18 protein-coding genes and 1 pseudogene are annotated in these 26,879 nt (G+C 38.6%); 8 read left to right on the top strand and 11 right to left on the bottom strand.

Features of this window, described 5'->3' with window-relative positions; genetic code table 11:
- Positions 1-6: 6 nt before the first annotated feature.
- Together P20652_RS04905 and P20652_RS04910 are read left to right on the top strand one after the other, a co-directional pair.
- Positions 7-2,676, top strand: a complete 2,670-nt coding sequence (locus tag P20652_RS04905; RefSeq protein ID WP_008170767.1) for a bifunctional acetate--CoA ligase family protein/GNAT family N-acetyltransferase — start codon at positions 7-9, stop codon at positions 2,674-2,676.
- Complete coding sequence (locus tag P20652_RS04910) at positions 2,676-3,644, top strand: ion transporter (RefSeq protein WP_008170766.1); 969 nt, start codon at positions 2,676-2,678, stop codon at positions 3,642-3,644. The genes P20652_RS04905 and P20652_RS04910 overlap by 1 nt, the downstream gene beginning before the upstream one ends.
- 22 nt (positions 3,645-3,666) lie before the next feature.
- On the opposite strand, the gene P20652_RS04915 is transcribed toward P20652_RS04910, so the two are convergent.
- The 3 genes from P20652_RS04915 to P20652_RS04925 are packed head-to-tail and all read right to left on the bottom strand — an operon-like array spanning position 3,667 to position 8,819.
- Complete coding sequence (locus P20652_RS04915; protein WP_008170764.1) at positions 3,667-8,175, bottom strand: EAL domain-containing protein; 4,509 nt, start codon at positions 8,173-8,175, stop codon at positions 3,667-3,669.
- A gap of 24 nt (positions 8,176-8,199) precedes the next feature.
- The gene (locus P20652_RS04920) at positions 8,200-8,601 is read right to left on the bottom strand and encodes a GNAT family N-acetyltransferase (protein WP_008170763.1); all 402 of its coding nucleotides are present in this window, start codon (positions 8,599-8,601) and stop codon (positions 8,200-8,202) included.
- Positions 8,602-8,615: 14 nt separating this feature from the next.
- Positions 8,616-8,819: a DUF3283 family protein gene (locus P20652_RS04925; RefSeq protein ID WP_008170761.1), complete on the bottom strand. Its 204-nt coding sequence runs from the start codon at positions 8,817-8,819 to the stop codon at positions 8,616-8,618.
- Between the two features lie 118 nt (positions 8,820-8,937).
- On the opposite strand from P20652_RS04925, the gene P20652_RS04930 reads away from it, so the two are divergent.
- Positions 8,938-9,636 carry a transporter substrate-binding domain-containing protein gene (locus tag P20652_RS04930; protein WP_008170759.1) on the top strand — a complete coding sequence of 233 codons (699 nt, stop codon included), beginning with the start codon at positions 8,938-8,940 and terminating at the stop codon, positions 9,634-9,636.
- Here the strand turns inward: P20652_RS04930 and P20652_RS04935 are convergent.
- Together P20652_RS04935 and P20652_RS04940 are read right to left on the bottom strand one after the other, a co-directional pair.
- The gene (locus P20652_RS04935) at positions 9,633-9,878 is read right to left on the bottom strand and encodes a DUF1289 domain-containing protein (protein WP_008170756.1); all 246 of its coding nucleotides are present in this window, start codon (positions 9,876-9,878) and stop codon (positions 9,633-9,635) included. The genes P20652_RS04930 and P20652_RS04935 overlap by 4 nt on opposite strands.
- Positions 9,879-9,983: 105 nt before the next feature.
- Entirely contained in the window at positions 9,984-11,117 is a 1,134-nt protein-coding gene (locus P20652_RS04940) for a 1-acyl-sn-glycerol-3-phosphate acyltransferase (protein WP_033017761.1), read from the bottom strand.
- 387 nt (positions 11,118-11,504) lie between these two features.
- Here P20652_RS04940 and P20652_RS04945 point away from each other — a divergent pair, with 387 nt between their 5' ends.
- Positions 11,505-12,449, top strand: coding sequence for a D-2-hydroxyacid dehydrogenase (locus P20652_RS04945; RefSeq protein WP_008170753.1), 945 nt, complete (start codon positions 11,505-11,507; stop codon positions 12,447-12,449).
- Positions 12,450-12,633: 184 nt separating this feature from the next.
- Positions 12,634-13,014 (top strand): DUF3192 domain-containing protein, encoded by a 381-nt coding sequence (locus P20652_RS04950; protein ID WP_008170751.1) that lies wholly within the window; start codon positions 12,634-12,636, stop codon positions 13,012-13,014.
- Between the two features lie 71 nt (positions 13,015-13,085).
- Here P20652_RS04950 and P20652_RS04955 read toward each other — a convergent pair whose 3' ends face one another.
- The 3 genes from P20652_RS04955 to P20652_RS04965 are packed head-to-tail and all read right to left on the bottom strand — an operon-like array spanning position 13,086 to position 19,227.
- Complete coding sequence (locus tag P20652_RS04955; protein ID WP_008170749.1) at positions 13,086-13,985, bottom strand: diguanylate cyclase domain-containing protein; 900 nt, start codon at positions 13,983-13,985, stop codon at positions 13,086-13,088.
- Positions 13,969-17,778 (bottom strand): PAS domain-containing hybrid sensor histidine kinase/response regulator, encoded by a 3,810-nt coding sequence (locus tag P20652_RS04960; protein WP_008170747.1) that lies wholly within the window; start codon positions 17,776-17,778, stop codon positions 13,969-13,971. The genes P20652_RS04955 and P20652_RS04960 overlap by 17 nt, the downstream gene beginning before the upstream one ends.
- A 51-nt stretch (positions 17,779-17,829) precedes the next feature.
- Positions 17,830-19,227 carry a PhoH family protein gene (locus P20652_RS04965; RefSeq protein WP_008170745.1) on the bottom strand — a complete coding sequence of 466 codons (1,398 nt, stop codon included), beginning with the start codon at positions 19,225-19,227 and terminating at the stop codon, positions 17,830-17,832.
- Positions 19,228-19,531: 304 nt separating this feature from the next.
- On the opposite strand from P20652_RS04965, the gene rapA reads away from it, so the two are divergent.
- The 3 genes from rapA to P20652_RS04980 all read left to right on the top strand — a co-directional run bounded on the left by rapA (position 19,532) and on the right by P20652_RS04980 (position 24,344).
- Positions 19,532-22,426 (top strand): RNA polymerase-associated protein RapA, encoded by a 2,895-nt coding sequence (rapA, locus tag P20652_RS04970; RefSeq protein ID WP_008170743.1) that lies wholly within the window; start codon positions 19,532-19,534, stop codon positions 22,424-22,426.
- A gap of 209 nt (positions 22,427-22,635) precedes the next feature.
- On the top strand, positions 22,636-23,289 hold the full coding sequence (gene rluA, locus P20652_RS04975; protein ID WP_008170741.1) for a bifunctional tRNA pseudouridine(32) synthase/23S rRNA pseudouridine(746) synthase RluA: 654 nt from the start codon (positions 22,636-22,638) through the stop codon (positions 23,287-23,289).
- Positions 23,290-23,381: 92 nt separating this feature from the next.
- Positions 23,382-24,344, top strand: a complete 963-nt coding sequence (locus P20652_RS04980) for a DUF3530 family protein (RefSeq protein ID WP_008170739.1) — start codon at positions 23,382-23,384, stop codon at positions 24,342-24,344.
- Here the strand turns inward: P20652_RS04980 and djlA are convergent.
- The 3 genes and pseudogenes from djlA to P20652_RS18690 all read right to left on the bottom strand — a co-directional run bounded on the left by djlA (position 24,327) and on the right by P20652_RS18690 (position 26,874).
- Positions 24,327-25,187, bottom strand: a complete 861-nt coding sequence (djlA, locus tag P20652_RS04985) for a co-chaperone DjlA (protein ID WP_008170738.1) — start codon at positions 25,185-25,187, stop codon at positions 24,327-24,329. The genes P20652_RS04980 and djlA overlap by 18 nt on opposite strands.
- A 28-nt stretch (positions 25,188-25,215) precedes the next feature.
- Positions 25,216-25,875: an N-acetylmuramate alpha-1-phosphate uridylyltransferase MurU gene (murU, locus tag P20652_RS04990; protein WP_008170736.1), complete on the bottom strand. Its 660-nt coding sequence runs from the start codon at positions 25,873-25,875 to the stop codon at positions 25,216-25,218.
- Positions 25,872-26,874: pseudogene (locus P20652_RS18690) on the bottom strand (aminoglycoside phosphotransferase family protein). The gene murU and the pseudogene P20652_RS18690 overlap by 4 nt, the downstream one beginning before the upstream one ends.
- Positions 26,875-26,879: the final 5 nt, after the last annotated feature.

The following is a 26,879-nucleotide window of genomic DNA, read 5'->3' as shown; positions in this document are numbered from 1 at the left end:
AAAACCATGAGCCTTAAGCGCATTACCCAGTTTTTTAACCCAAGCTCAGTGGCCGTTATTGGTGCCTCTAACGTATCTACTCGTGCTGGTTTTGTGGTTATGCGCAACCTACTTCAAGGCGGCTTTAAAGGGCCAATAATGCCCGTTACTCCAAGCCATAGCGCAGTACATGGCGTACTTGCTTACCCCTCTATTGCTGACTTACCAAAAGTACCCGACCTTGCTGTTATTTGTACTAACAAAAACACCTTAATTGATATTATTGAGCAGCTTGGTGAACTAGGTTGTAAAAGTGCAATTGTTATTGCTGATGGGCTTTCATCCGATCAAAAGAAAACATTAAAAAGCTGTGCACACGCTCATCAGGTAACTCTACTTGGTCCTAACTGTTTAGGTTTGTTAATTCCCCATATTGGTTTAAATGCGAGCTTTTCACATACCGTGGCAAGCCCAGGTAAAATTGCATTTGTATCGCAATCTGCAGCAGTATGCTCAACTATTTTAGATTGGGCTAAAAACAAAGAAATTGGCTTTTCATATTTTGTATCGGTAGGTGATTGCCTTGATATAAACTTTAATGAACTACTCGACTTTTTGGGTCGTGATGCTAAAACCAAAGCGATTTTACTCTACATTGATAACATTGAAGATATTCGGGGCTTTATATCAGCAGCAAGAGCTGCAGCTTTTAGCAAACCTGTAATAGCGATTAAAACAGGTAAAACAACTGCAGGTGCACTTGCAGCCGAAATTCACACCGGCGGAAAGCAAAGCTCTGATGCGGTTTACGATGCGTTATTTCAACGAGCGGGTATGCTACGTGTAAATGATTTACGAGAGCTATTTGCAGCGACACAAACACTCGCCATGCATCCAAAATTATTAAAAGTAGAGCAATTAACAATTTTAACTAATGGTGGCGGGCCGGGTGTTATGGCCGTTGATGAGCTTATTCAAAGTTCAGGTAAATTAGCCGAATTGAGTATTGAAACTCGCGATGCACTTAATAAAGTGATTCCACAATCAGAAACCACTTCAAACCCTGTGGATATTTTTGGCGACTCAGCACCGGCACGTTATAAGCAAGCATTAGAAATTTTACTGCACGCAAAAGAAGTTAAAAATTTACTCATAATTCATACCCCTTCTGCACTTGCACCAAGTGAAGATTATGGCGATATTATTGTTCAAACACTCAAAACGCTTCCTAAAATGGCGCGCCCCTATGTAATCACTAACTTTATGGGTGAAGATGCATCATACGCTGCAAGAAAAGTATGTTCCAATAACGCGATACCCACTTATCGCACGCCAGAAGGTGCTGTTGGTGCATTTATGCATTTAGTCACTTATCGTCGTAACCAAAAACATTTAACGCAAACACCTGAGTCAAATACTGATGACGCTAAAATAAATAAAGAAGCAGCTAAAGCCCTTATTAATGAGTTTTTAGATGATCAACACAGCTATTTACCGACTCATCAAGCAAGCCAAATATTAAACCATTATGGTATTAAATGCATAAAAACCGAGGTTGCTTACACCCCAACAGAAGCTAAGGAGCAAGCCATAGAGCTTGGTTTTCCTGTCGCCTTAAAATTGATTAGCCCAAGTATTGCCTCTAAATCTGAGGTAGGTGGTGTTGTGCTCAATTTAAATGATGCCAACGAAGTAGAACAAACTGCTTTTGCAATGCTCATACGTATTAAAAACACGTATCCGGATGCTGTTATTGAAGGGTTTTCATTACAAAAAATGGCGCCACGAGCAGGGGCAAACGAGCTGCGAATTGCGATTAAAACAGAGCCTAATTTTGGCCCAGTTATATTATTAGGTGAAGCAGGAACAGGGCTTGAGTATGCGCAGGCTGCAGTTGCCTTACCGCCACTGAATATGAACTTAGCAAAATATTTAATTGCCGCAGCGCACGACAAAGGCGTATTAAAGGAGCGTATACTCCCCGAAAAGGTTGATAAATATCGTTTATGTGCACTGCTAACGCGTATTTCTCAGTTAGTAATTGATCAACCCGATATCAGCTCAATGGAGCTCAATCCTATACTTGCCAGCAATGGGCAGTTTTTAGTGCTCGATGCCACCATGACACTTAACCGCTATCAAGCTAAGAGCAATCGTAAGCGCTTATCTATTCGTCCCTACCCTATTGAACTTGTTGAAGTGGTAACACTTAAAAATAACACCCAGGCTACGCTCAGACCAATAAAGCCAGAAGATGAACAAGCTCATAAAGCATTTGACGAGTCACTTAATAAAGAAGACAGATATAAACGCTTTTTTGGTGAGCTACCCCAGTTTAACCACGACCAACTCGCAAAAATGACGCAAATTGATTACGACCGAGAAATGGCGTTTATCGTTTGCCAACGATTTGAAGGTAAAACGCGCACACTCGGTGTTTCTCGGGTCATTATGGATCCCGATAACTTACATGCTGAATTTGCCATTGTCGTTCGCTCAGACTGTCAAGGTTTAGGCTTAGGTCGAATACTCATGAGTGCCGCAATTAATCACTGTAAACGACAAGGCGTCGAATCAATTGAAGGCATTACATTGCCAGAAAATACCGGCATGATTGAGCTTGCACGTAAACTCGGCTTTAAAATCAGTCGCGATTTTGAAGAAGGTAGTATTAACATGGTACTTTCACTTAAATAATGAAAAACACACTTACCCCAAGACAAAAAGTAGCTTGCCTGTTTGAAGGCACTGGAAATTATCATCATGCTGGTCATTTACTCGATATAGCATTGATCACTTTAATTATGATTAATGTAGTTGCTATTATTATTGAATCGATTCCAAGCGTAGCTCAGCAATACTTCGATGCTTTTTTAATTTTAGAGATAGTCTCAGTGGCTGTTTTTGGAATTGAATATTTAGTAAGAGTTTGGTCGTGCGTTGATAAAGCAAAGTATGTGGCTATTGAAGGTTCAAATACAAAGCGCCGACTCAAATATCTTTTTTCCCCACTAGCAGTCATTGATTTAATTGCCATATTACCAAGTTTGTTAATGTTTATAGTGCCACTAGATTTGCGTTTTTTACGCGTACTTAGGCTCTTAAGAGTCTTTAAACTTACTCGTTATTCACGTGCTATGCAGTTACTTTCGCGTGCTTTTGTAAGTGAAGGTAGCTCGCTCTTTGCTGCTTTTTTTATTATGGCAGTTGTTCTTATTTTAGCTTCTTGCGGCATTTATTTAATTGAGCACGACGTACAACCAGATAAGTTCGGGTCTATTCCTGCCGCTATGTGGTGGGCAATGGCAACACTCACTACGGTAGGCTATGGTGATGTAGTGCCAATAACACCACTTGGTAAATTTTTTGGGGGAGTTATAACGCTACTCAGTATGGGCATGATAGCAATACCAACAGGTTTATTAGCATCAAGCTTTTCAGAGCAAGTAAGAAAACGTCGTCAACTTTTTGAGGACGCTGTACATGAACAAATTCATGGTGACACACTTAACGACGGTTCACTTAATAAAGCGCAACGCAGCCATTTGGAAGAGTTACGCTGTAAATTAGGCCTAAATAAACTAGAGGCTAACAAGGCAATAAAAACTCAGTTAAATGAGCACAATAGCAAATTATTTTGTCGTAACTGTGGAAAGCGCCCCTAGAAACCCCAGGGGCAGCACATGTTTAACTTTTTTTGAATATGTCATCCCAGTTACGTGTAATCAGCGGCAGTACTTCTTCCCTAGAAACTGGACGGCTAAATAAATACCCCTGAAAATGCATGCAACCAAGCGCCTTCAAAAAGGTAAGTTGATACAAGTTTTCAACGCCTTCAGCAACACATTCTTTTCCTAAACTATGCGCCAACGCAAGTGTGGATCGAATAATGGCTTCATCGTCAGAATCCACGCCAATATCTTGCACAAAGCTACGGTCTATTTTTATTACATCAATCGGGAAGCGCTTTAAGTAGGTGAGCGAGGCATAACCTGTACCAAAGTCATCCATGTATAATCTACATCCAAGCTTTTTAAGCATTTTCATACTTTTTAAAGCGTGTTTTGAATCACGAATTAATATTGATTCTGTAATTTCAAACACAATAGCCTCCGAAGGTATATCTGCTGAATTTAACGCTCGCTTGATCTCAGGAACGAGTTCTTCAAACTCAAAATCAAGTGCAGATAAATTTATAGATAAATATAATTCAGGCGAAGCTTTGCGCCAATTTTTCAACTCACCTAATGCGCGTGCAAGAGTCTGCAACATTATTTTTGTAATTAAACCAATACCCTCTGCCGCTAAAGAGAACTCTTGAGTTTCTACTAATTTGTTTTCGGGCCAACGCAGCAACACCTCAAACCCTTCTGTTTTATAAGTTTGCGCATTTATAATAGGCTGATAATAATTACAAAACTCATGCTCTTGATACGCTTTAGTTAACTGTGACTCTAAATGCAGAGCCTTTTGCACATGCTGATTCATTTCTTGTTTATAAAATTGATAACTCCCTTCAAGTGAATCTTTGGCGTGATACAGCGCAATATTAGCGGCTTTTAATAGGCTGTCACCTTGTAGTGCATCATCGGGCGAAATAGCGACACCAATACTTAAATTTATATTAACAACTTGCTCGTTAATGCTTATATTTTGATTTACACAATCCATGAGCTTTGCGCATATTAATAATACCTCTTCAACTTGATGAATATCTTCAACGAGTACAACAAACTCATCCCCACCAAAACGCGCAACACTATCTGATGGACGCAAAGTAAGTTTTAACCGTTTAGCTACCTTAATAATTAATTCATCAGCCGCTTCATGCCCCAACGAATCGTTAAAGTATTTAAAGCGCTTAATATTTATATGCAGTAGCGCTACTTTACATTGATGGTGTTTGGCTTGCTCTAATGCATGCTCAACACGGTCATTAAATAATGTGCGATTAGGCAAACCCGTCAATACATCGTAATTAGCAAGTAAGTGAAGCTCATTTTCGGCTGCTTTTTGAGCGCTAATATCAGTTAAAATAATCACATAACTATTTAAGCACTGATTGTTATCAGCCACGGCACTTATCTTTACTAATACATGGCGCGACTCTCCATTAGCAAGTATGACTATATCTTCACAAGAGAAGTGCTCTTCTACCGATAGTTTTTTCATGATACGTAAATAGTCAAATAAGCTACTGCGCGAAATACCTAAATTTAAAGAGCGACTAGATAATGACTCAGCCGAAAAATTAAACGCAGTCTGTAGTGATTTATTTGACGCGCGGACATTTAAATTTTTATCGAGTATGAACACCCAGTCACGTGTTTGCTCAAACGCTGCAGTAAATAGTAAAGCGTGTTCTTCAAACACCATTTCACGGGTCATATTGGTATATGTACCGGCTACTTTTTGTGGTGTTTTATCATCCCATTCAACTACCTTGCCAAAATCCTTATACCAGCGCCAATAACCTTTAGCGTGGCGTAAACGATATGTACAATTAAAGTAACCTTTATCAGTAGATAAAACCTCAAGCCACTCTAAGCGAAATAACTGTTTATCTTGCGGGTGAATTTTAGATAAGTACTCATCAAGGCTTACGGTTTCATTTTCGTACCCTAACTCACTCGCCAGACGAGGTTGGTAAATACTTGGATTACTCGATTCCCAATCCCAAACACCCGATTCACTGCCTTCAAGAGCTAGCTTTAAACGCGCTTCGCTTTCTTTACTTTCTTTATTTGCTGCCAATAAAATACGCTGGATTTTATTGCGGCGCATAACCCACATAGCAACAAAACCAATAAACAGCATAGCGTAGAGCACCATAAAATAAGGTGCACGCCAAAGCGGATACTTTACTTTTATTTTTAACGTTGCTGGCGACGTATATTCACCGGTAAAAGGGTCTTTAGCCCAGACTTTTAACTGGTAATTACCTGGATTCAATTTTGGAAACAGTACACGGTTGTTGTTTCGGGTATAACTTTTTTGCCCGTTATCGAGTTGGTATTCATAAATAATACGTTCTTGATTACTAAATGCCATTGCCGAAAAGGCAACTTCAAGACCTATATCATCATGATTTAGTACAACTTCATTAAGTGGTTGTTTTAAATCAAGCGATAAATCTCGTGACATTAAATCAACCCGCGTAATATTTACATCATCAATAAGCGACTGATAGTTTTGGTTTTCCATTGGATGAAAATAAGTGAATCCCTTTAAGCTGCCATACGCGATATGGCCATCTTTAAGCTGTGCCATAGCGTTACTATTAAACTCAGCTGAAAGTAATCCTTCTGATGTAGAAAATTGCTGAAAATGAAGTGTTTCTGGATTTAATCGCCAAATGCCTTTATGGCTACTCATCCAGATCATGCCATCATCATCTAGCACCATATCGTAGAGCAGTGTGCCTAATTTGTTTTTCTCTAGATCAATTGTATGAACTAATTGATAGGTAGATGCGTCAAGACCTATCAAGCCAAAATTAGAAAGTGATATCCACAATATATTGTTATTATCGATTAAATAAGAAAGCACGCTAATGGCTACGTTTTCGTGCTGCTTTGGCACTTTGTAAATCATTTTAAGTGCTAAATCACTTGGGTTTACTTGATATAAAATTCCAGCATTAAAAAATAGTGGCGAGTCTGGCTTATCGCTTAATGCCGGTAAAAACCCGTGCGCTAGAAAGGGCTCAAACTGTGCCATTTCTCCACCTAATCGAGACACTATTTGTGTATCTACATTGTAAACAAAAACACCATGATCAGAGTGAACATAATACAAGTCACCATTAGGCATTAAAGTCACGCCATGTACCCAGCCTGTTATTTGATCTTGGTTAGCTGGATTTTTTGCCTTAGGCTCACTGACTTGATGTGTAACGGGATCAAAAATAAATAACCCGCGATTACTATAAAGCCATAGTTTATCTTTGTAAGGCATTATTTCGTAGATAGTAAATTCTGTAGTGAGTAAATCTACTTTATAATTTTTTAGATAAGGAGTGCCTGTATTTGCTTTTAAATCAACCTCAGTTAACCCGTTGTGCGTTGCTAGCCATAGTTTATCTTTATACTCTGTAATCCCCCAAACAGAGTGATGCGATAACCCTTCCCCACCGAGCTTACTGCCATCAACATTACTAAAGTGATGATTATCATTTGATAGATAAAACGCCCCATCAGTTTTAGTTGCGACCCATGTACCACCTGACTTATCTTTGGCCATATCTATAATACTGGTATCGGCAAGTGTGTACTTACTTTGGGCTATTCGAGTATTTTTAATCATCTCCCCGGTGTTTAAATCAAATTTAAACAAGCCTTTATCGGTAGCTAAATCTATTTTTCCGTGTTCGTTTACTATGCTCCATACATTTAAATCACTGAGTATTACCTTACTTTCAAAAGGCAAATCTGGGCGTTCAAACATTTTTGATAAGTGGCTAATATCAACTTCGTATAAACCTTGTACCGCGCCTACTAATAGTTGTTTATTTTCACCCAATGCGAACGACTTAACATTATTTTGGTAAATATGCTCAGCTTCACCTTTTAAGTGCTGTAAGGGTCTCACTTGCTCTGTGGCAATATCAAATACGTATGCGCCATGGCTTGTACCTATAAATATATAACCGTTGTAAGCAAACAGCTTTCTCACCAGGGTATTTTTATATTTAGCGGGAAGCTCAAAAATAGTTGTTATTTTTCCGGTTGCTATATCAAGCTTTGCAAAATCACGACCTCGTCCAATCCAAAGTGTTTTTTTATCAACGGCTACCATACTAAAAACAGACTGATTAATAATTTCTTCTTCACTGGTAGGTTTTTCTAGGAATTGCTGATATGAATCTGTTACGGGGTCGTATCTAAATAGGCCTGCAAGTAAAGAGGCTATCCAAATTTGCCCTTGAGGGTCTTGGTAAATACGATCTATGATTGCTTCTTCTAACTCACCATTTGGGCCATTTATTGGAATAACTTGATAGCCATCATAACGATTAAGCCCAGCCTCAGTAGAAAGCCAAAGGTAACCGTTAGTATCGATAAGCATTGTATTGACGTAGCTTTGCGATAAGCCTTCACTGGGAGATAAACGTTTTACTTGTGCGCCTACTTGGCAACTTAAAATAGTTATTAAAACTATAAAGTAACAGATTATCCCATTAACGCATTTACTCATGCTTATTCCATATTATTTTTATTACTATGGGTACTCTAGAGCCACTACATTTCGATGTTTGTAAGTATCAAAAAGTACTTGTAAAGCAAGAGTATATGTTAACACCTGGTTAAAACCAATAGCACAATATAAATCAACTACGTTTTTATATGCGAAGGTATAAAGCGTCTTATTTTGCGACTTTAAGAGTGTTGATAATAGTTGTTTAGCCACACCTTTACCGCGATGTTCCAGCACGACAAACACGGTAGATAAAAATAAAAACTCTGTTTTATCTTGTAACCTACATGCTGCAACTATTTCATTATTATAGTAAGTAACCCATACTTTATCTTGTTTATTAGCCCGCCCTCTTACATTATGTTTTTTATAAAACTTATTAACGAGTGGGATCTTTAGCTCATCCAACAATTCAACTATATACATTTTTATATCAATACTTAGCTAAGCATTAGCGCTAAATATTGCTCAAATTTTTGCTTCAAAACTATTTGCTCCGCCATTGGGCGGCTATGAATTGTGTTATAAACTTGCTCTCTCGTTTTTTTATTTCGCTTAATTTGATACGCCCAAAAAGACGCTTCATAATCTAACTGAATTTGGTATTTTTCTTCACGTGGCAATAGGCATAAATTAAAACTCACAATACTTCCTCATTCGCTTTTAAAATTATTTGATTAACCCCGAAACTGGGCAAGAGGTAATCTCCTTGTTATTATACGCGTCTTATTTTATTTATTTCTGTAGTAATTGGAACTGATAATGAATAGACATTTTAGTATCTTGTTATTATTGGTAAATTTATTTTTTAGTGCCTCTTGTTTTAGTCATCAATACAACCTCACTTTTAATCGTCCGCAAAGTACACCCCAAGCTGATTATGCCTTAGAGCTTTTAAAGTTAGCATACGCAGATATCGGTTTTAAAATACATATAATCGATTTTAGTCACCAAAATGCTTTGCTCGCTGCAAATAATGGCGTACTTGATGGGCAGTTAGGAAGAGACGCTAGCATTGAAGAAAATTACGAAAACTTAATTAGAGTTGATTATGAGCTATTTAAGTTTGACTTAATATTATATAAAAACTGTTTACCTAACAGTTTAGAGCAGCTCGATAGTGTCGCAATTGTTGACGGTTACCCTGTGCAAGAACATTATTTAGCAAGCACGCAGTTTGCAGGAAATATTATTAAAGTTAAAAGCATGAATACCCAACTTAATTTGCTTGCTCAGCAAAAAGTACAAGGGGCTTTAATGATTGATTTTATAATGCAAAACAATGAACTCCCGTCACCTCAAGGTTGCTTTGTAAGAGAAGTGTTGAATACTTATCCGCTTTATCATTATTTAAATAAGCGTAATGAAAACTTAGTAGAAAAGCTTAAAATGTCATTAATTAATTTAACTAACAATGGCACAGTGTACTCACTAAGAGCCAAGTATGGATTAAGCTTTTAAAAGTCGAACCCTTGCTGCTGTGCCTGTGTACTTGGCACTGCATTTTGCTGCTTTTTTTGAAGGTAGCGCTTGTAGCGCTGCTGGCACAAACTAAGCACCTTCTTTTTTTGGTCGTTCGATAAGGTATTCCACGAAAAGCGTTCATCCCGACTACGATAACACCCTTTGCAATACCCTCTGTTATTAACTAAGCAAATACTTTTGCAAGGGCTTGGAATATCAAATATTTCAATTTGTTGCATGCATAAGTACCGCCCAGTTGAAGAGTAGGTATTAGTATAGCTTTATTTTTGAGCAAAAAAAAAGCAGCAATTTAATTGCTGCTTAGTTTCGTTGAGCTGGGATTATTAATACTCACAGCTATTGGTATTTATCTCTGTTTTACGGTGAAAGGGCTTAGCGTACATAGCCAGCACTAACGGTTTTAATTCTTCTGGTACACAGGCTATACGCTGTTCAAATGTCGCTGTATCTGGAGAGTCTATTACCGCCTCTTTACAGCCACCAGCAATGTAATTACCTGGGTGCAAATAAAACGAACCTATAATTTGCCTATCAATTGTTTTAGCGAGCTCTTCAGCACTATCACATTTAGATTCAATTGGTTGCCCAAATGCTAAATGCACGTGCCCTTTAGCAGTACTAAAGCCTTCAACAATGCTCGCAATATCTTCACCAGCCGACTTTACGTACTCACCATGATGTTGCTTGTGGTAAAGCTCTTTAGCCTTAGCAATTGCACACGGTTCATATTGATAAGAAATAGAAACAGGCACTATTTTTAACTCTTTAATATAATCGCCAAATTCTTTCTTTTGTTTACGTCCATTTAATTGCAACATTTTTAAAAGGGCAGGATCTGTTTGATCAAAACCGTCTTTTGCACGCCCTTCTTTTTGTGCAATCCAAATAGAATTTCCACCGATTAAAGAGTCATAGATATATGACGATAACTGGGTTAATGCTTTTAACATTTCTTTTGGTGCTTTAGCAGAGCGCTTAACAATGAAACTTTTATTTAAACGCATAAGCTCCGTAATGTAAGGTATTTGCAATAAATTATCGCCAATAGCAATACGCACTGTTTTCATTTTATGCTGATATAAACCCCAATTAACTAATGCAGGATCAAGCACTATGTCTCTGTGGTTTGAAATAAATAAATAGGCCTGGTTAGCGTCTAACTGATCTAGCCCAGAAAAGGTAACTTTTGATGTGGTGCGCTTCACTAGTTTATCTAAGTATTGCGCCACTTCATTTTGCACATCTTCAACGGTGCTTACTTTGCCCCATTTTTTGCGTAACTGACTTCTTACCATTGGACGCGCAATAAAAGGCACTACCGATAAAAAGCGCGGTAAATTATACTTTGCTATTACATCAATAAACGCATCATCGTTAATTAAACGTGTAAGCGACGCCGCAACTTCGTCGTCGTTGTATGGGCGTATATCTGCGTATTTATCTTCTAATTCACTCATTACTACATCTACAATGTTAAAAAACGGCACGCTAAAGCGCACCATTTATGTCTATATCCGATTATAACTCAGCCAATCTAAAATGCGAAATAACCAAAAAAACGATTTTTATTTTAGCAACTTGCTTTAAAGCTGAGTTTAATTACCTTCTATGACCATAGGCTTGCTTAAAAGTGCAAAAAGCTGATCAATCTAGCAAAATACCATGTTCTCAATCTGCTAGTGGGCAGACCACTACTACATAGCCCTCTAATCATTTGGTAGTAATACCATTAACAAGGCCTTTCATTCGTAGTACCTTAAGCCCATATTTTAGATTTTTGATGGATCGTAAGCCTCTTTTTTACGATTTTAACTCTTTCAGATCCACTTATTTTAGGGCTCATAATGAACATTACTATTCTTGATAACGCAACGTTAGCTAAAACATCTCTTTCGTGTATAGAACAACTTGGTAAATTAACGACTTATGAACTTACCAGCCCAGAGCAAGTTATTGAGCATTGCCAAGGCGCTGATGTATTAATCACTAATAAAGCAGTTTTGAATCGCGATACGATTAGTCAGCTAACACAGCTGAAATTAATTTGCGTAAGTGCAACCGGTACTAATAATGTTGATTTAGAAGCCGCTAAAGAATTTGGTATTGCCGTAACCAACGTAGCTGGCTACTCAACCCCTTCCGTTGTTCAACATACGTTTTCTTTAATTACTAACTTACTGGGTAACACACACCGCTATCAGGCGGATTGCCAGCAAGGCGCATGGCAAAAAAGTGAAATGTTTTGCATACTCGATTACAGCTTTAACGACTTACAAGGTAAAACATTTGCCATTATAGGCGGCGGCACGTTAGGCAAAGGCGTTGCTAAAGTAGCAGAAGCATTTGGTGCTAACGTTATTGTTGCAGAGCGCAAAGGTGCTGCATGTCGTGATGGTCGTACACCCTTTGAAGACGTTATTAAAACAGCCGATATAATCAGCGTTCACTGCCCGCTGACTGATGAAACGCTTGGTTTAATTGCATTAAATGAGCTTAAAATGATGAAGCCAAGCGCTATAATTATTAATACAGCACGTGGTGGTATTATTAACGAATCAGACTTAGCAACAGCGCTTGAGCAAAATCTAATTGCCGGAGCTGGTGTTGACGTACTAACTAAAGAACCTGCTGAGCTTTCAAACCCACTTGCCAATTACACAGGCAATAACCTTTTACTTACTCCACATATAGCATGGGCAAGCACTGAATCAATTGTGCGTTTAATTAATGAAGTAAGTTTAAACATTGCGGCATTTACTAAAGGCGAATCACGCAACCGCTTGGTGTAGTGATTTTATTGTAGTAATCAAATAAGCTAAAAAATGGCTGTTTTTACTAATACATTTAATATTTTATTAGATAAAAACAGCTTACCCCCTTAACAAACTGATTAATAACAACTTATAAATATGGTCTACTCTTTGCTTTAATACAGCTAATAACCAATTAAAAATCTTATTAAGGTAAATAAAAATGAAAAAGTCACTTTTAGCGGCCGCTTTAATCGCTCCATTTTTAACAGGCTGTGTTATTGCAGTATCAGATGGTGAAGCTGAAACTCATTGGGCGGGTAACGACTCATCTAGCTGGGAAACTAAGAATGAAAATAATCGTGAAGCCATTTCAGCACTTGCAATGGATAGTAGCTACCAATCCGTTTTAACTAAATTAAAAACACCTAATTTCACTGAATTATTAAAAAAAGACAATGATGTATATCAAGTTCTTTTCTATGCGACTCATAGTGTTCATTCAGACGGAAAAACAACTAAAGATGAATGTACACCACTCGTATTTAAAAACGATAAACTGGTAGGTATTGGTCAAAGCGCTTTAATATTAGCAACGCAATAGTAGCGCACCAATAAATAACAAGCTCAAATAAAAGCGCTAATACAAATATTGGCGCTTTTATATATTAAATTTTAACGCGCGATTATTTTATCACGACCTGTGTCTTTAGCCGCATATAAAGCTAAATCGGCTTCTTCTAATAATGTTTGCTCGGTATAAACTTGACCACTCTCAGTTGTAGCTATACCGATACTGATTGTAATGTGATCTGCATTTAACGACGCTTTATGTTTTATGCATAAACTTTTTACTGCATTTCTCAGTTTGTTTGCAAAACTTTTTGCCTCAGACTTATCTAACCCAGGCAATACAGCGGCAAATTCTTCACCACCATAACGTGCAATAAAGTCACCACCACGCTTACATTGGGCAGTCAATGCTTGTGCAACATCCTTCAAACACTCATCACCTGCACGGTGTCCATAGCAATCGTTGTAACGCTTAAAGTAGTCTATATCCATAAGTATTAGCGTTAAGGGGATACCACTGCGCTTACTGCGGCGCCACTCACGCGATAAGTTCTCATCAAGGTAACGCCTATTAGGAATTTCAGTTAAACCGTCTATTGAGACCAGCGTTTCTAGCAAATCATTTTTTTGTTTTATAAGTAATTGATTACGCACCCTAACGCGAACTATAGAAGGACTAAATGGCTTAGTTATATAATCCATAGCGCCGAGCTCTAAGCCCTTAGCCTCATCATCATGACTATGATTTGCTGATATAAAGATAACAGGTATAGCCTGAGTTATTGGGTTTTCTTTAAGCTGCACTAATACTTCATAGCCATCAATACCAGGCATAATTACATCTAGGATAATTAAATCAACTTGCGTTGTTTTTACAAAAGTCAGTGCTTTTTCGCCATTCTCAACCAGAAATACGTCGTGCTCTGCTTTAAGTGTTTTTTCAAGTACTAATCTATTTAGTGGGTCATCATCGACAACCAGTACTTTAGCTCTTTTCGACATCCCTAGCCTCTAACCCTTTTATAAAAACAATGACTTGTTCTAACTGCATAATAAGCTCTTTCAGTGTTATATCAGTAGGCTTATTCGTTGTTTTAAGCGTTCTTTCGCACAATAAAGCACAGTGCGACAAGCGTTTAAAACCTAAATTACCTGCTACACCCTTTATACTATGCACTAAGCGTACCAAATCATCTTTATTCGTTGTATCTTTCACTTGTGACAGCTGGGTTTGGCACAAATCAGCAAATTTATCAATCATCGTATTGAGCAGTTTTTCATCCATACTAAACTGCGTTAAAGCGAATGATTTTTCGAAAAAGCTTGGCTTTACCAAGTTTAAATCAGCAATTGCATCAATAAGTACTTTAGCGACAACTGGCTTAGTTAAATGCTTATTCATGCCACATTTTAAAGAACGTTCAATATCAGCAGGTTCACAATGAGCTGTTAACGCAAAAATAGGCAGTTGCTTTGCGTCAAACTGTTGACGAATTAAAGTGGTTGCTTGGCAACCATCAATTTTTGGCATTTGCACATCCATTAATATTAAGTCAGGTTTTAATATTTGCAATAATTCCATTCCAATTGATGCACTCAAAGCGGTAACAACACATACGTTTTCTTGGCGCAGCACACTGCTAATAATTTCTAAATTAAGTTGGTTATCATCAATAGCTAATACAAGTAGACCTGATATGTCAGCATTAACCTCAGCGGTATTATGTATCACGTCAATTGTATTGCCATTAGCCTTTTGATGAGCGCTCAAACTAAAGAGCCTTTGCCCTAGCGCTGATGCTTTAACGTGATATGCAGCTAAATGTGAACTTGTTGGTAAGTTAGAGGTATGTTGATGATTAATAATAATCACCGATGTGTTTTTAGCTGATAACGAATCATTAATCGCTTCAACATTTAAAAGTGTAGGTAAGTCCGCTGCATCAATTATTATTTGCTGAGCACTAGAGAGCTTAATTGGGTATTTCAATACCTCATTTAAATTAATCTTAGCAAGCTCGCTATAAGCATTTGTTACTTGCTTAAGCTCTTTGCTTTGATGCGATAAAATAGCCAATGTATTAGTCGGTAAAACATTGTTTTTATTGGTATCAACTAAAAAGCCAATGCTAAAGTAAAATTCACAACCGTGGCCTTTTTTACTCTTTAAAGCAATTTCGCCCCCCATTAATGACACTGCATGTTTAACAATCGCTAAACCTAATCCAACACCTTGATGTATACGTGTTGAAGACTCATCACCTTGCGTAAAGGCATCAAACAAACGTCTTTGATCAACTTCATCTATACCCATACCGGTATCAATTACTTTAAAGCAAATAAGCTGTTGCTCTAAGCTATCACTTTCAATAAGTTCCATTTTTAAAGTGATAGAACCTGTTTTTGTAAACTTAACAGCATTTGTTAATAAGTTACCTAATACTTGCTGTAAACGAATGCTGTCACATATCAAATCAGGCGCTATTAACGGGTCAATATCAATAACAAATTCAATACCTTTTCCTTCGCACAATGGAGCTGTTAAACTTTCGCAAATATCCACCAGCTCAACCATGCTAAAAGATGCTTGTTTTAAATCAGTTTGCGAACTTTCTATACGTGCAAAATCAAGCATTCGATTGAGCATTAGCAACAAGCTTTGTGCTGCATGCTTAGCTTGGTCGGTTTGTTGTAATTGATTTTGCGTTAGTCCTTGCTCAATAAGCATATCAAGCAGCCCTAAAACAGCGTTAAGAGGAGTGCGTATTTCATGACTTAAATTGGCTATAAAGCGGCTTTTAGCAAGCGTTGCTCGCTCTGCATCGAGCTTAGCCTTAGTGAGTGCACTCACATCCTGAATATGAATTACATAATAAGCTGGGTCACGGTTTTCATCCCATACAAGGGATACACTCAGTTGCAACCAACTTGTTATGCGCCCTTGTGCAAGGGTTAAGTGATATACGCGTTTTTTGTCATCTAACAATTGCGCTAAAGTGGTTTTTATTTGCTGCCATTGAGAGTCATCAAACAACGCTTTTAACGGCTCGCCAACTAGTACTTGCTGCTCAGAAAACAGCTTCCTAGCCGCTTTATTTACTTGTAATATGGTGTGCTCAAGCGAGAGTAAAACTACGCAGTTAGCCGCAAATTCAATCGCACCTCTAAATTTAGATTCAGATGCTTTTAAAGCTAATAATGCTTGTTGCTGTTCGGTAATATCGCGGCCAATCCCCATAGTCCCTAACAGATGTTGGTGCTCGTTATAAAAAGGTGCAATAGTAAGTTGGTATGATTTTGTATCGGTTTCTATGCGTTGTTCAACACTATTTCTATTTTGTAATACTTGTTTTTCAAGCGCATTTATTTGCTGATCGTTGTCACCTAAATCATCTACATATTTACCGACTAATGCAGTTTGATCTTTACCGATATACGCCTCAAATGCTTTATTGCATCCTAAAAATGATCCATCAATATTTTTAAAATATATAAGGTCTGGCACACTGTTTAGCATCGTGTTTAGCAAAGCTAAGTGGCGCTCTTTCGCTTCATAACTGCGGCTTAGTTTTTCTGATTGCAGCTGAACTTGGTCGTCCAGAGCTTTATTTGCACTTTGTAATGAATCAACCAACTGTTTATTTTTAGAAAATACACGCTTCACTTTAGAAAACCAAGGCTGCCAGCTCAGGGGGACTTTATAATCCAGCTGCACTTCTTGCTGTGAACCGTTACTCTCCAAGTACGACATTAAGTGAGTCATTGGCTTTATAAAGATGCGCTGACTTAACCAAAAAAACACGCCAAACATAATACTTAAAAATAGCGTTAAAAATGCAAACTCTAATAATATTTCATACTTAATTGGGCTTATTAATTGGGGTTTTTGCTCGTAAAATGCTGCGTGAATAGGTAACCCATCCATAGGCTGCATAAAGTAATTACTATCATTAGTTAATACTGTTTTTTTATTCTGATGTTCTCTCAAGTCTGGCCAATAATTTTTTAATGCTGTTGCTTGCTCTATTAACTGTTTAGAACTTGCGATAACTTGATGCGATTGGTTCATAAAAACGTATTCGCCACTACTCGGTGACACCTCTTTTAACCACCCTGAAATTGCCTGAACATCATAAATTAAAATAACGTAATCGGCTGAGCCAGTGCTTCGTTGTCGGCCAATAGCAAAATACGATTTATCATTAATTTTAACAATAGGACTTGAAGTAAGTTTATTTGGTAATAATTTTGGTTTAAATTTTCCATTTAAGATTTCGGTAAGCATTAAACTTTGGCTTTTGTTACGCCTGCTTACATAGGCAAAACCATTATTATCAACATATGCTACGGCAGATAACGACTGCGTTAATGCAAGCGTTGTATTAAACGAAGGCCCTAATGCAATCGCCTGTTGCCATTGTATGAGTGTCTTGGTAGATAACGCAAACTCACCCTTACCTACAATTTCAGTACCTTGCTCACTAAAATAACGGTAATAGTAACCATTATATTGATTTATACCTTCGAGCAGCGTTTGGTCTATTTTCGGATGGATTGGTTGTTCATATAAGCTAAAAATTGTGGTGAATAAATCACTTAGCGACTCTACTCTATGGTTAACTTGCGCCGACACGTTAGCAAAATCTGCTTCTCGTTTTTCAACTGCTCGCTCAAGCTTTATGTTGTATAAGTGCAAACACAGTAAGGAGGCAACAATTAAAGGCACCAGCAGCGCAATAAATAATGAACGATAATAATGCTTCAGAGGTAAAAAATTCAATGTACTGCCTGCCATTTGGCCCGAAAATCAATCGATAGACTATCGGGCCAATTTGTTAAGCGCAAGTTATAAATTTTCTTCTGCAAATGACGCTAAGCGACTACGTACAACACCGTTGAGGTTTATCGTGGCGCTGCCTTCAAAGTTTTTAAAGCGCTCTACAATATAGGTTAAGCCCGATGTTACTGGCGTTAAATAGTTACTGTCTATTTGCGCTAAGTTACCGGTGCAAATTAATTTAGTGCCTTCGCCGCAGCGAGTAATAATCGTTTTGAGTTGAGATGCCGTTAAATTTTGACTCTCATCTAAAATTACCACCGCATTTTGAATGCTACGCCCGCGCATAAAGTTAACCGACTTAAACTGTACATTAGCCTTTTCCATTATATAGTTTCGGCTCGATATTGGGTTTTCGTCGCCTTTATGTAATACCTCTAATGTATCGGTAATAGCTGCAAGCCACGGTGCCATCTTTTCCTCTTCTGTACCGGGTAAAAAGCCAATAGATTCGGCTATTTCTGGCGTATTACGGGTGACTATTACTTTATCGTAAATACCTTTTTCAATAACCATTTCAAGTGCACTGGCAAGTGCTAACAAAGTTTTACCACACCCTGCTGGTCCTGTTAAAATAACAAGCTCAATACTTGTATCGAGCAGTGCATCAAGCGCCATTCCCTGATAAATGTTTTTTGGTTTAACGCCCCATGCTTGTTGATGCATTAAACGTTCAACACCAATATCTTTTAACGTTATGTGCTCGTCATCGTACGATTTAACACGTGCCGCAAACTGATCCCCTCCATCAAGTAAATATTCATTACAAAATACATCAGGTATTAAGTTTTTAGGCACATGATGAAACGTATCGCGCCCGTGTTGCTCGGTATTACACTGCCCAACATGATCCCAAAAATCCCCTTCAATTTTTTTATAACCACTAGTGAGCAAGCTTATATCGTCAATAAGTTGGTCTGTTCGGTAATCCTCAACATATTTAAGCCCTGCGCCTTTAGCTTTTAAGCGCATGTTTATATCTTTTGTTACTAATATTACTTTTGAATCACTGTGCTGCTTTTGTAAATACACAGCGCAATTAATAATACGATGGTCGTTTTCGTTACCAGGCAAACCAGAAATGGAGTCGGCAAATAAATGGTCGTTTACAATAATAAGAGTGCCTGCAGAGCTCGCCTTTGCCTTTTTGTTACTCGGCAGCGCCACGCCTTGTAGCATTTGTTCAGGCGTAGCATTTTTAAGTACTTCATCTAATCCACGAATAGCGACGCGCGCATCGCGGCTTACGTCGTGTTTTCTGTCTTTTATGTGGTCAAGCTCTTCAAGCACCGTCATCGGAATTACAACGTCATGTTCTTGAAAAGACAAATAAGCGAGGGGTTCGTGAAGTAGTACGTTGGTATCTAGCACATACATTTTACTTTCAAGGTTCGAAGCTTTTTCCATAGCACTTTCCTTACGTTTTATGATTTTTATGCTATACCCAATAATTAAGTAAAACGGGCAAAATCAAAACCTGCAGTACTTAATTGCCAAGGCATAAAGTAAGTTTAGTCTATTTGTCATAAAAGTCCGTTTTATTACAAACTGTAATTAGTTTTGATTTACCTAAAAAAGGGTCTTGTATTAGCCTTTTTAATAGTAATAATTAACACTTATTACATTAATTAAAAGTGAGTCAAATAGCGCCTTGCAGTGGTGTTAGCTTACAGGTAACATAGCCGCCTTTTTCATCATAGACGAGACATACATGAATTTTTCCTTAGGTCAGCGTTGGATCAGTGATACAGAGTCAGATTTAGGATTAGGCACCGTTGTTGCCATTGAAGGCCGTCAGGTCAGCATATTATTTCCTGCCAGTGGTGAGAGCCGTGTTTATTCATCGGCAGAAGCACCTGTTACCCGTGTGGCATTTAATCCTGGCGATGTGATCAAAAGCGTTGAAGAATGGGAATTAGAAGTAGAGTCTATTGAAGTACAAGGCGAGTTACTGTGTTATCACGGCACCCGTGTTGATAACGGCGAAACTGCCAAGCTTAAAGAAACCTTTTTAGATCATTTTATTAAGTTTAATAAACCACAAGATCGTTTATTTGCGGGCCAAGTCGATCGTTTTGATCGCTATACACTTCGCTACCAAACGTGGTTACATAAATTTGAACGTGAGCAATCGCCTATTAAAGGCTTAATTGGTCAGCGTGCTAATCTTATTCCGCACCAGCTTTATATTGCCCAAGAAGTGGGTAAACGTTTTGCACCACGCGTACTTTTATCAGATGAAGTAGGCCTTGGTAAAACAATTGAAGCGGGCATGATTTTACACCAACAAATTATTAGTGGTCGTGCGAGCCGCGTACTTATTGTTGTACCAGAAAATCTACAGCACCAATGGTTAGTAGAAATGCTACGCCGCTTTAACTTACATTTTTCTATTTTTGATGAAGAACGCTGCGACGAAGCGTTTGCAGATTCGCCAAACGTGTTTGATACAGAGCAATTGGTACTTACCAGTCTTGAGTTTTTAACCAAGAAAAAACGCTGGTTTGAACAAGCAACGCTTGCTGATTGGGATTTACTAGTTATAGATGAAGCCCATCACCTAAGTATAAATAACGGCAAGCCAAGCTCAGAGTACCAACGTATGGCAGAGCTTAGCCAAGATATCCCGGGTCTTATTTTACTTACCGCAACGCCTGATCAACTTGGTCACAGCAGCCACTTTGCACGTTTACAGTTACTCGATCCGGATCGTTTTTACGACTACGACGTGTTTAAAGAAGAAGAAGCAAATTATAAAGACGTTGCTGAAGCGGCAAATCAATTACTGCAAGAGCAAGCTCTTGACGACACAGCCAAAGCCACGCTAATTGAGCTATTAAAAGAAACCGATATTACTGATATTCTTGCAAAAGCACAGCAAGGTGATTTACCAGCACGTAAAGAAATACTTAACATGCTACTCGATCGCCACGGCACAGGTCGTATATTATTTAGAAATAGCCGCAGCGGCATTGATGGCTACCCGAGTCGTAAATTACACGCCTACCCAATGGCACTGCCAAAACAGTATAAAACCGCTATGTCGGTTCTTGGCAATATGGGCGGCATTCAAAACCCAGAGCTAAGCGCACATCGTGCGCTTTTTCCTGAAAAAATATTTCAAGAGTTTGAAGGCGAAAGCGCAAGCTGGGGTTTATTCGATCCACGTGTAGATTGGTTAATCGACACTCTTAAAACGCTTAAGCGCGAAAAAGTACTACTTATATGTGCTAAAGCTGAAACAGCTATCAGCCTTGAGCAAATACTGCGTGAACGTGAAGCAATTAAAGCGTCGGTATTTCACGAAGGCATGTCTATTATTGAGCGTGACCGCGCTGCTGCATTTTTTGCAGACGAGTACGATAATGCACAAATATTACTGTGTTCAGAAATTGGCTCAGAAGGTCGTAATTTCCAGTTCTCGCATCACTTAGTGTTGTTTGATTTACCACTGAACCCAGATTTACTAGAGCAGCGTATTGGTCGATTAGACCGTATAGGTCAAACGCAAGATGTGAACATTCATGTGCCATACTTTGAAAACACCGCTCAAGAAGTTCTGCTACGTTGGTATAACGAAGGTCTAGATGCATTCGAATCTACATCAACAACGGGGCAAATGCTTTATAAAGAGTTCCGTGATGATCTACTTGAATATATTTCTGCGCATAACTGCGATGAAGACGAACTCGATCCATTACTTGAGCAAGTAGCACAACAAAATGCGGTACTGCGTAAAAAAATGGAAAGCGGACGAGATCGTTTACTAGAGCTACATTCATCGGGTCAAGGTGCTGCCGACTCGCTTGTGACTGATATCGAAAAACTCGATAACCAGTTTGAATTGCCAAGCTACATGATCAACGTGTTCGACACATTTGGCGTAAGCCAAGAAGATAAAGGCGAAAGTACCATTATCTTAAAGCCAACGGAACATATGTTAAACCCATCGTTCCCATCGCTTAAAGAAGACGGTATGACGGTTACCTTTGATCGCGACACGGCACTTTCGCAAGAGGACGTACACTTTATCAGCTGGGATCACCCTATGGTTCAAGGCACCATGGATATGATTTGTGACGACGACTTTGGTAGTGCATCGGTGGCTTTACTTAAAAACAAAAAGTTACCGCCTGGCACCTTTTTTGTTGAGCTTATTTTTGTTGCCGAAGCAATGGCACCAAAAGTATTACAAGTTGGTCGCTTTTTACCGCCTACACCAATTCGTATATTGCTCGATAAAGCAGGTAATAACCTAGGTGATAATGTGGCTTTTGATGGCTTTAATCAGCAGTTATCAGCCGTTGGCCGCCAAACAGCAAGTAAGCTTGCCGGTGCATTGCAAAGCGCTGTTCACCCAATGATCACTACCGCTAAAGACATGGCACAAGAAAAACTTGAAGTTATTCGCGCAGCGTCACTTGCTAAAATGCAAACCTCACTCAGTGAAGAGCAAGAGCGACTGGTTGCCCTTAAGCAGATTAACCCGAATATTCGCCAAGAAGAAATAACGTTTTACGATAAGCAGCGCAATGACCTAACAACGTATATTGAAAAAACGCAGTTACAACTTGATGCCATTCGACTAATCGTGGTTTCTCACTAAAGTTTTTGAGTTTTTAGTTTATAGCTGTCTGTCGTTAGTAAAAAATTGAAAATGACAGCTTAATAAAGCGCGGTATTTATACCGCGCTTTATTAAGCATTAGAACACTGCATACAAGTTAGAAGCCTTTATGCAGACTGTAAATGTTTTCCTTGAGCCTTCAGCCTCGCTCCACTAAAATAGCCCCCTTAAAAATCATTAAGGTCGGCTGTGTTAGTTAACTATAATCCCCCAATGAGTCCGTATTTAACGATACTTTATCAAGATGACGATTTGCTTATCGTTAATAAACCCAGTGAGTTATTAACAGTCCCAGGTAAAGACCCTAAACATGCCGATTGTTTAATAAGCCGTGTTAATCGTGTTTTCCCTACCGCTAAAATAGTCCACCGTTTAGATATGGCAACATCTGGCATACTTTGCCTTGCCATGAATAAAGCAGCCCACAGGCATTTAAGTATGCAGTTTCAAGAACGTGAAACCGCTAAGCGTTATATTGCACGTGTATTCGGGCAGCTTGAGTCTGATACCGGCTCAGTGGACTTACCGCTTATTTGTGATTGGCCAAATCGCCCAAAACAAATGGTTGATCACGAGAATGGAAAACCTTCACTTACGCATTTTAAAATACTTGAGCGTGAAAAAGATGCAACCCGTGTAGAGCTAACGCCCATCACTGGTCGCTCACATCAATTACGTGTTCATATGCTAAGCCTTGGCCACCCTATTTTAGGTGATAGGCTCTACGCTCACAAAGATGCGCTAGCGGCTGCGCCCCGCTTACAACTGCATGCACAAATGCTGCGACTAAAGCACCCAGTAACAGAGCATGTACTTACATTTGAAGCAGAGCCTGAGTTTTAATAAGCCTTACTAATACTGATTATTGAATCATAACGCTAAACTTTTAGCGTGAAGCGCCGATATCTAATTAGTATTAATTATTTAGGTTTATTATGGTATTTGCACCATTTTTTAAAAATACGCTGTTTAACGTATTGCTAAGCAGTACGTTATTTTTAAGCATGCAAGTATCGGCTGCAGAGCATATTGCTCCACCCAGTTTATCAAGTATTGAAAATGGCGATATTGAACGCTTACTACCAAGTGATGAAGTAAAGTCAATACTTGCAGGCGAAACTGAATTTTTAAGTTTATACAGCGAATACATGAGCGCCGACTTTAGAGGTGTTGTACTACTTATACCGGATTGGCAATCAATGCCAACAAACAACACAGGCATGAGCTTTTTACGAAAAGAACTTAATTATTTAGGTTATACCACCTACGCAATGACGGTACCCGACATTGATTGGCAAGCCAGTAAAGTGCCCAAACTAACACCTGCTGAGGCACAAACGAAAACACCAACTGAAACAACAACTCCAGCAGTGCCCAATGACGCATCAAATACGCAATCACAGCCTGCAGAAATGAAAAAAAACACAGAGCCCCATCATGTTGACGCAATTGAAAAAGTAACCGATGAGATACTCGATAATTATAAAATAAATTTAATTGCTCGTTTTAATGCGCTTTATCAAACCGCTATGGAAGAACCAAGCAATATAGTTGTTATTGCACAAGGTGCTAGTGCTGGTGTGTTGCTAGAATTCTATGCAGATTTTCCAGAACAAAGAATTGATGCGTTTATAAGCTTAAGTAGTTACTTACCTAATAACAAACGCAATAAGGAGTTGGATCAAACAACGTCGCTTGTTACACCCGCCTTGCTGGATATCTATTATGCCAATGATAGTAACGACATTTTAATGAGCCTTAAAAATCGTCAGCGCTGGGTTAATCGCAATGCTAAATTTGATTACCGCCAACGCCAGCTATTTGGCCTTCGCGATCAACCTAATCAACACGCGCGCCTAACAAAAGAAATAGACGGCTTTTTACGCCGCCTTTTTTAAATACTCGTAGGCTGCTTGTATATCTTGGCTTTTTTTAACGGCAAGCTCCATCATATGCTTTGGCAGACCTTGCGATACTAATTTGTCAGGGTGATGCTGCGCCATTAACTTTCGATAAGCTACTTTTACCTCTCGCTCAGTAACGCCATTATTGAGCCCTAATAACGCTAATGCCTGCGTACGATTCATATTATTATTTGGCGGTACGTGATGACCAGAGCCTTCTCGATAGCTACTGCTTTGACCTTGGCTTTGTTGCTTATAGCGCTGTTGCTGCTGTCTAAAGTTAAACTCTGCTTGGTAGCGTTTTAATACAAAAATAAAATGCGCTTTAGAAATACCTAACTGCTTACTAACCTCGGCTAACAATTGCTTTTCTTGCTCAGCTAGTACACCATCAGAAAATGCCATTTGTATTTGAATTTCTAAAAACAATTGCATCAAGTCGTTTCTTTTGACAAAGCGTTCTTTAAAGTCGTGTACTGTTTCTTTAAGTGAAAAATCGCTTTCTTTGCCTGACTGAAATGCATGTTGTGCTTCGCGGCGTTCTTCGCCTTTTAAGCCCATTTCGTCCATAAACAAGTTAGCCGCTTTTATATGTACTTCGCTGACTCGACCATTTGACTTAGCTATGTGTCCCATTACAGCAAAACAACTCGAAAAGAATAAAGCTTGGCGCTCATGAACATCATCACCACTAAATAAATTTGAAAAGCCGCCCGCTTTATCAACGTTATTTTTTAGGCTTTTATCAAATAAATGGCCTAGGTATAAACCTAAAATGGCACCAAATATTTTGCCAAACATAAAACCAAAACAAAAACCGAGAATTTTTCCCCACATTTATAATGCTGCCTTTTTAAAAATTTAGTTAATGCGCCGCAAGACGTTTGTTTAATTGATTTAAACGATCTGGTGTACCAATGTCATCCCACTGCCCAATATAGAGTTCAGTAGAGATTAAATGTTCACTTAGTTTTTCACGTAAAATAGGCCCTAAAGGACGAATACCTTGCGTTAATCCTTTAAAAAAATCAGCCTGATAACGGCCAATCCCTGAAAATGTATATTTTTGACTATCAGGCGACAAGTGGCTCAACGCAAAGTCGCCATCTGGATTATGTGGCGGGTTTTCTATAAGCACTATGTGCGCCTCACCGGGTTGTAAATGAAGTTGCATTAGCGCACTTACATCATAGTCAGTAAATACATCTCCATTTATAACGATGAATGAATCGCCCAATAGAGGTAACGCTTTAATAATACCGCCGGCAGTTTCAAGACCACCTTCAACCTCTTGACTATATAGGATATTTACACCAAATTGACTACCATCTTTAAAGTAGTCTTTTATTTTATCACCTTGCCACGCGAGGTTTATTACAATATCGATAATGCCGGCAGCTTTAAGGTTATTTACATGATGTTCAATAAGTGGTTTTTCTGCTACTTTTAACATCGGCTTTGGCATATTTTGCGTTAGCGGCATCATTCTTTGCCCGCGCCCTGCGGCTAAAATCATCGCTTTCATGAGCGCTCCTTTGCCAACTTTTCAGTCACTTTTGGCACTATGGTATTTTTTGTCCACTCACTCAACGCTTTAAGTTCAGGATAATTGACAGCCACTTCAACAATGTAATCAAGTGTCGGTAAAATATTATCTAAATAACCTGTTTTACCATCGCGCAAATATAATCGACAAAATATCCCCGCTGCTTTTAAGTGGCGCTGTAATCCGGTTAAATCAAACCAATACTTAAACTCATCAAATGAAGTGTTCGACAGTAAATTTTGAGCCGTAAATTCTTGATAAGCAAAATCAAGCAAGCTTGTTAACTCTTTTTGAGGCAATTTAAAATAGCAATCGCGTAGTAGCGATACTACATCGTAGCAAAGCGGACCGCGTACAGCATCTTGATAATCTATAATTGCCCACTGTCCGTTACTATTCATAATGTTTCGACTATGGTAATCGCGATGAACGGTAACAGTGGGTTGCTCAAGCATGGCCTTTATTAATCGCTCTGAACTTGTTTGCCACATTACGTTTTGTTCTGCACTGAGTGACTCATTAATAAAATCGCTCACTAACCACTGGCTAAATATATCAAGCTCTAGTTTTATAAAATCTTCGTTATACGCTTGCATTGCAGAAGCTGCCGGCGTTTTTTGCCCACTGAGCACTTAAACTAATTAATGCTTGATAGTGCTCGGTGCGGTTTGCATCATCGAGCATGTCAGCTAGGTGCGAACTTCCTAAATCACTAAGAACAAAAAAGCCCTGTTTCTCATCACTTGCGATAATAGTGGGAAGTAAAAAACCTTGTTCAACAAACACCTGATTTAGTGAAATATAAGGTTCGTTATTCACTTTTTTTGGATCTGAGTCCATTACTATTAAATGCTTATTATCGTGATTTAAACGGTAATAACGGCGAAAACTAGCATCACCGGTGATCGCATTTAAAGTATGCGACTTGGCATTAATGTGTGTGTTTATAAATTGTTGTAAATTCTCAAAGCGTGTCATTTTAT

Origin of the sequence: Pseudoalteromonas sp. BSi20652 (genome assembly GCF_000239855.1) — a bacterium.
Lineage (GTDB): Bacteria > Pseudomonadota > Gammaproteobacteria > Enterobacterales > Alteromonadaceae > Pseudoalteromonas.
This window is presented reverse-complemented; position numbering and strand designations above follow the sequence as displayed.

Excerpts from the sequence above, each read along its gene's own strand:
- P20652_RS04905 (WP_008170767.1), top strand. The coding sequence starts at position 7 with ATGAGCCTTAAGCGCATTACCCAGTTTTTTAACCCAAGCTCAGTGGCC.
- P20652_RS04910 (WP_008170766.1), top strand. The coding sequence starts at position 2,676 with ATGAAAAACACACTTACCCCAAGACAAAAAGTAGCTTGCCTGTTTGAA.
- murU (WP_008170736.1), bottom strand. The coding sequence starts at position 25,875 with ATGAAAGCGATGATTTTAGCCGCAGGGCGCGGGCAAAGAATGATGCCG.
- djlA (WP_008170738.1), bottom strand. The coding sequence starts at position 25,187 with ATGTGGGGAAAAATTCTCGGTTTTTGTTTTGGTTTTATGTTTGGCAAA.
- P20652_RS04930 (WP_008170759.1), top strand. The coding sequence starts at position 8,938 with ATGAATAGACATTTTAGTATCTTGTTATTATTGGTAAATTTATTTTTT.
- P20652_RS04935 (WP_008170756.1), bottom strand. The coding sequence starts at position 9,878 with ATGCAACAAATTGAAATATTTGATATTCCAAGCCCTTGCAAAAGTATT.
- P20652_RS04940 (WP_033017761.1), bottom strand. The coding sequence starts at position 11,117 with ATGAGTGAATTAGAAGATAAATACGCAGATATACGCCCATACAACGAC.
- P20652_RS04915 (WP_008170764.1), bottom strand. The coding sequence starts at position 8,175 with ATGAGTAAATGCGTTAATGGGATAATCTGTTACTTTATAGTTTTAATA.
- P20652_RS04955 (WP_008170749.1), bottom strand. The coding sequence starts at position 13,985 with ATGTCGAAAAGAGCTAAAGTACTGGTTGTCGATGATGACCCACTAAAT.
- P20652_RS04950 (WP_008170751.1), top strand. The coding sequence starts at position 12,634 with ATGAAAAAGTCACTTTTAGCGGCCGCTTTAATCGCTCCATTTTTAACA.
- P20652_RS04980 (WP_008170739.1), top strand. The coding sequence starts at position 23,382 with ATGGTATTTGCACCATTTTTTAAAAATACGCTGTTTAACGTATTGCTA.
- rapA (WP_008170743.1), top strand. The coding sequence starts at position 19,532 with ATGAATTTTTCCTTAGGTCAGCGTTGGATCAGTGATACAGAGTCAGAT.
- P20652_RS04960 (WP_008170747.1), bottom strand. The coding sequence starts at position 17,778 with ATGGCAGGCAGTACATTGAATTTTTTACCTCTGAAGCATTATTATCGT.
- P20652_RS04945 (WP_008170753.1), top strand. The coding sequence starts at position 11,505 with ATGAACATTACTATTCTTGATAACGCAACGTTAGCTAAAACATCTCTT.
- P20652_RS04920 (WP_008170763.1), bottom strand. The coding sequence starts at position 8,601 with ATGTATATAGTTGAATTGTTGGATGAGCTAAAGATCCCACTCGTTAAT.
- P20652_RS04965 (WP_008170745.1), bottom strand. The coding sequence starts at position 19,227 with ATGGAAAAAGCTTCGAACCTTGAAAGTAAAATGTATGTGCTAGATACC.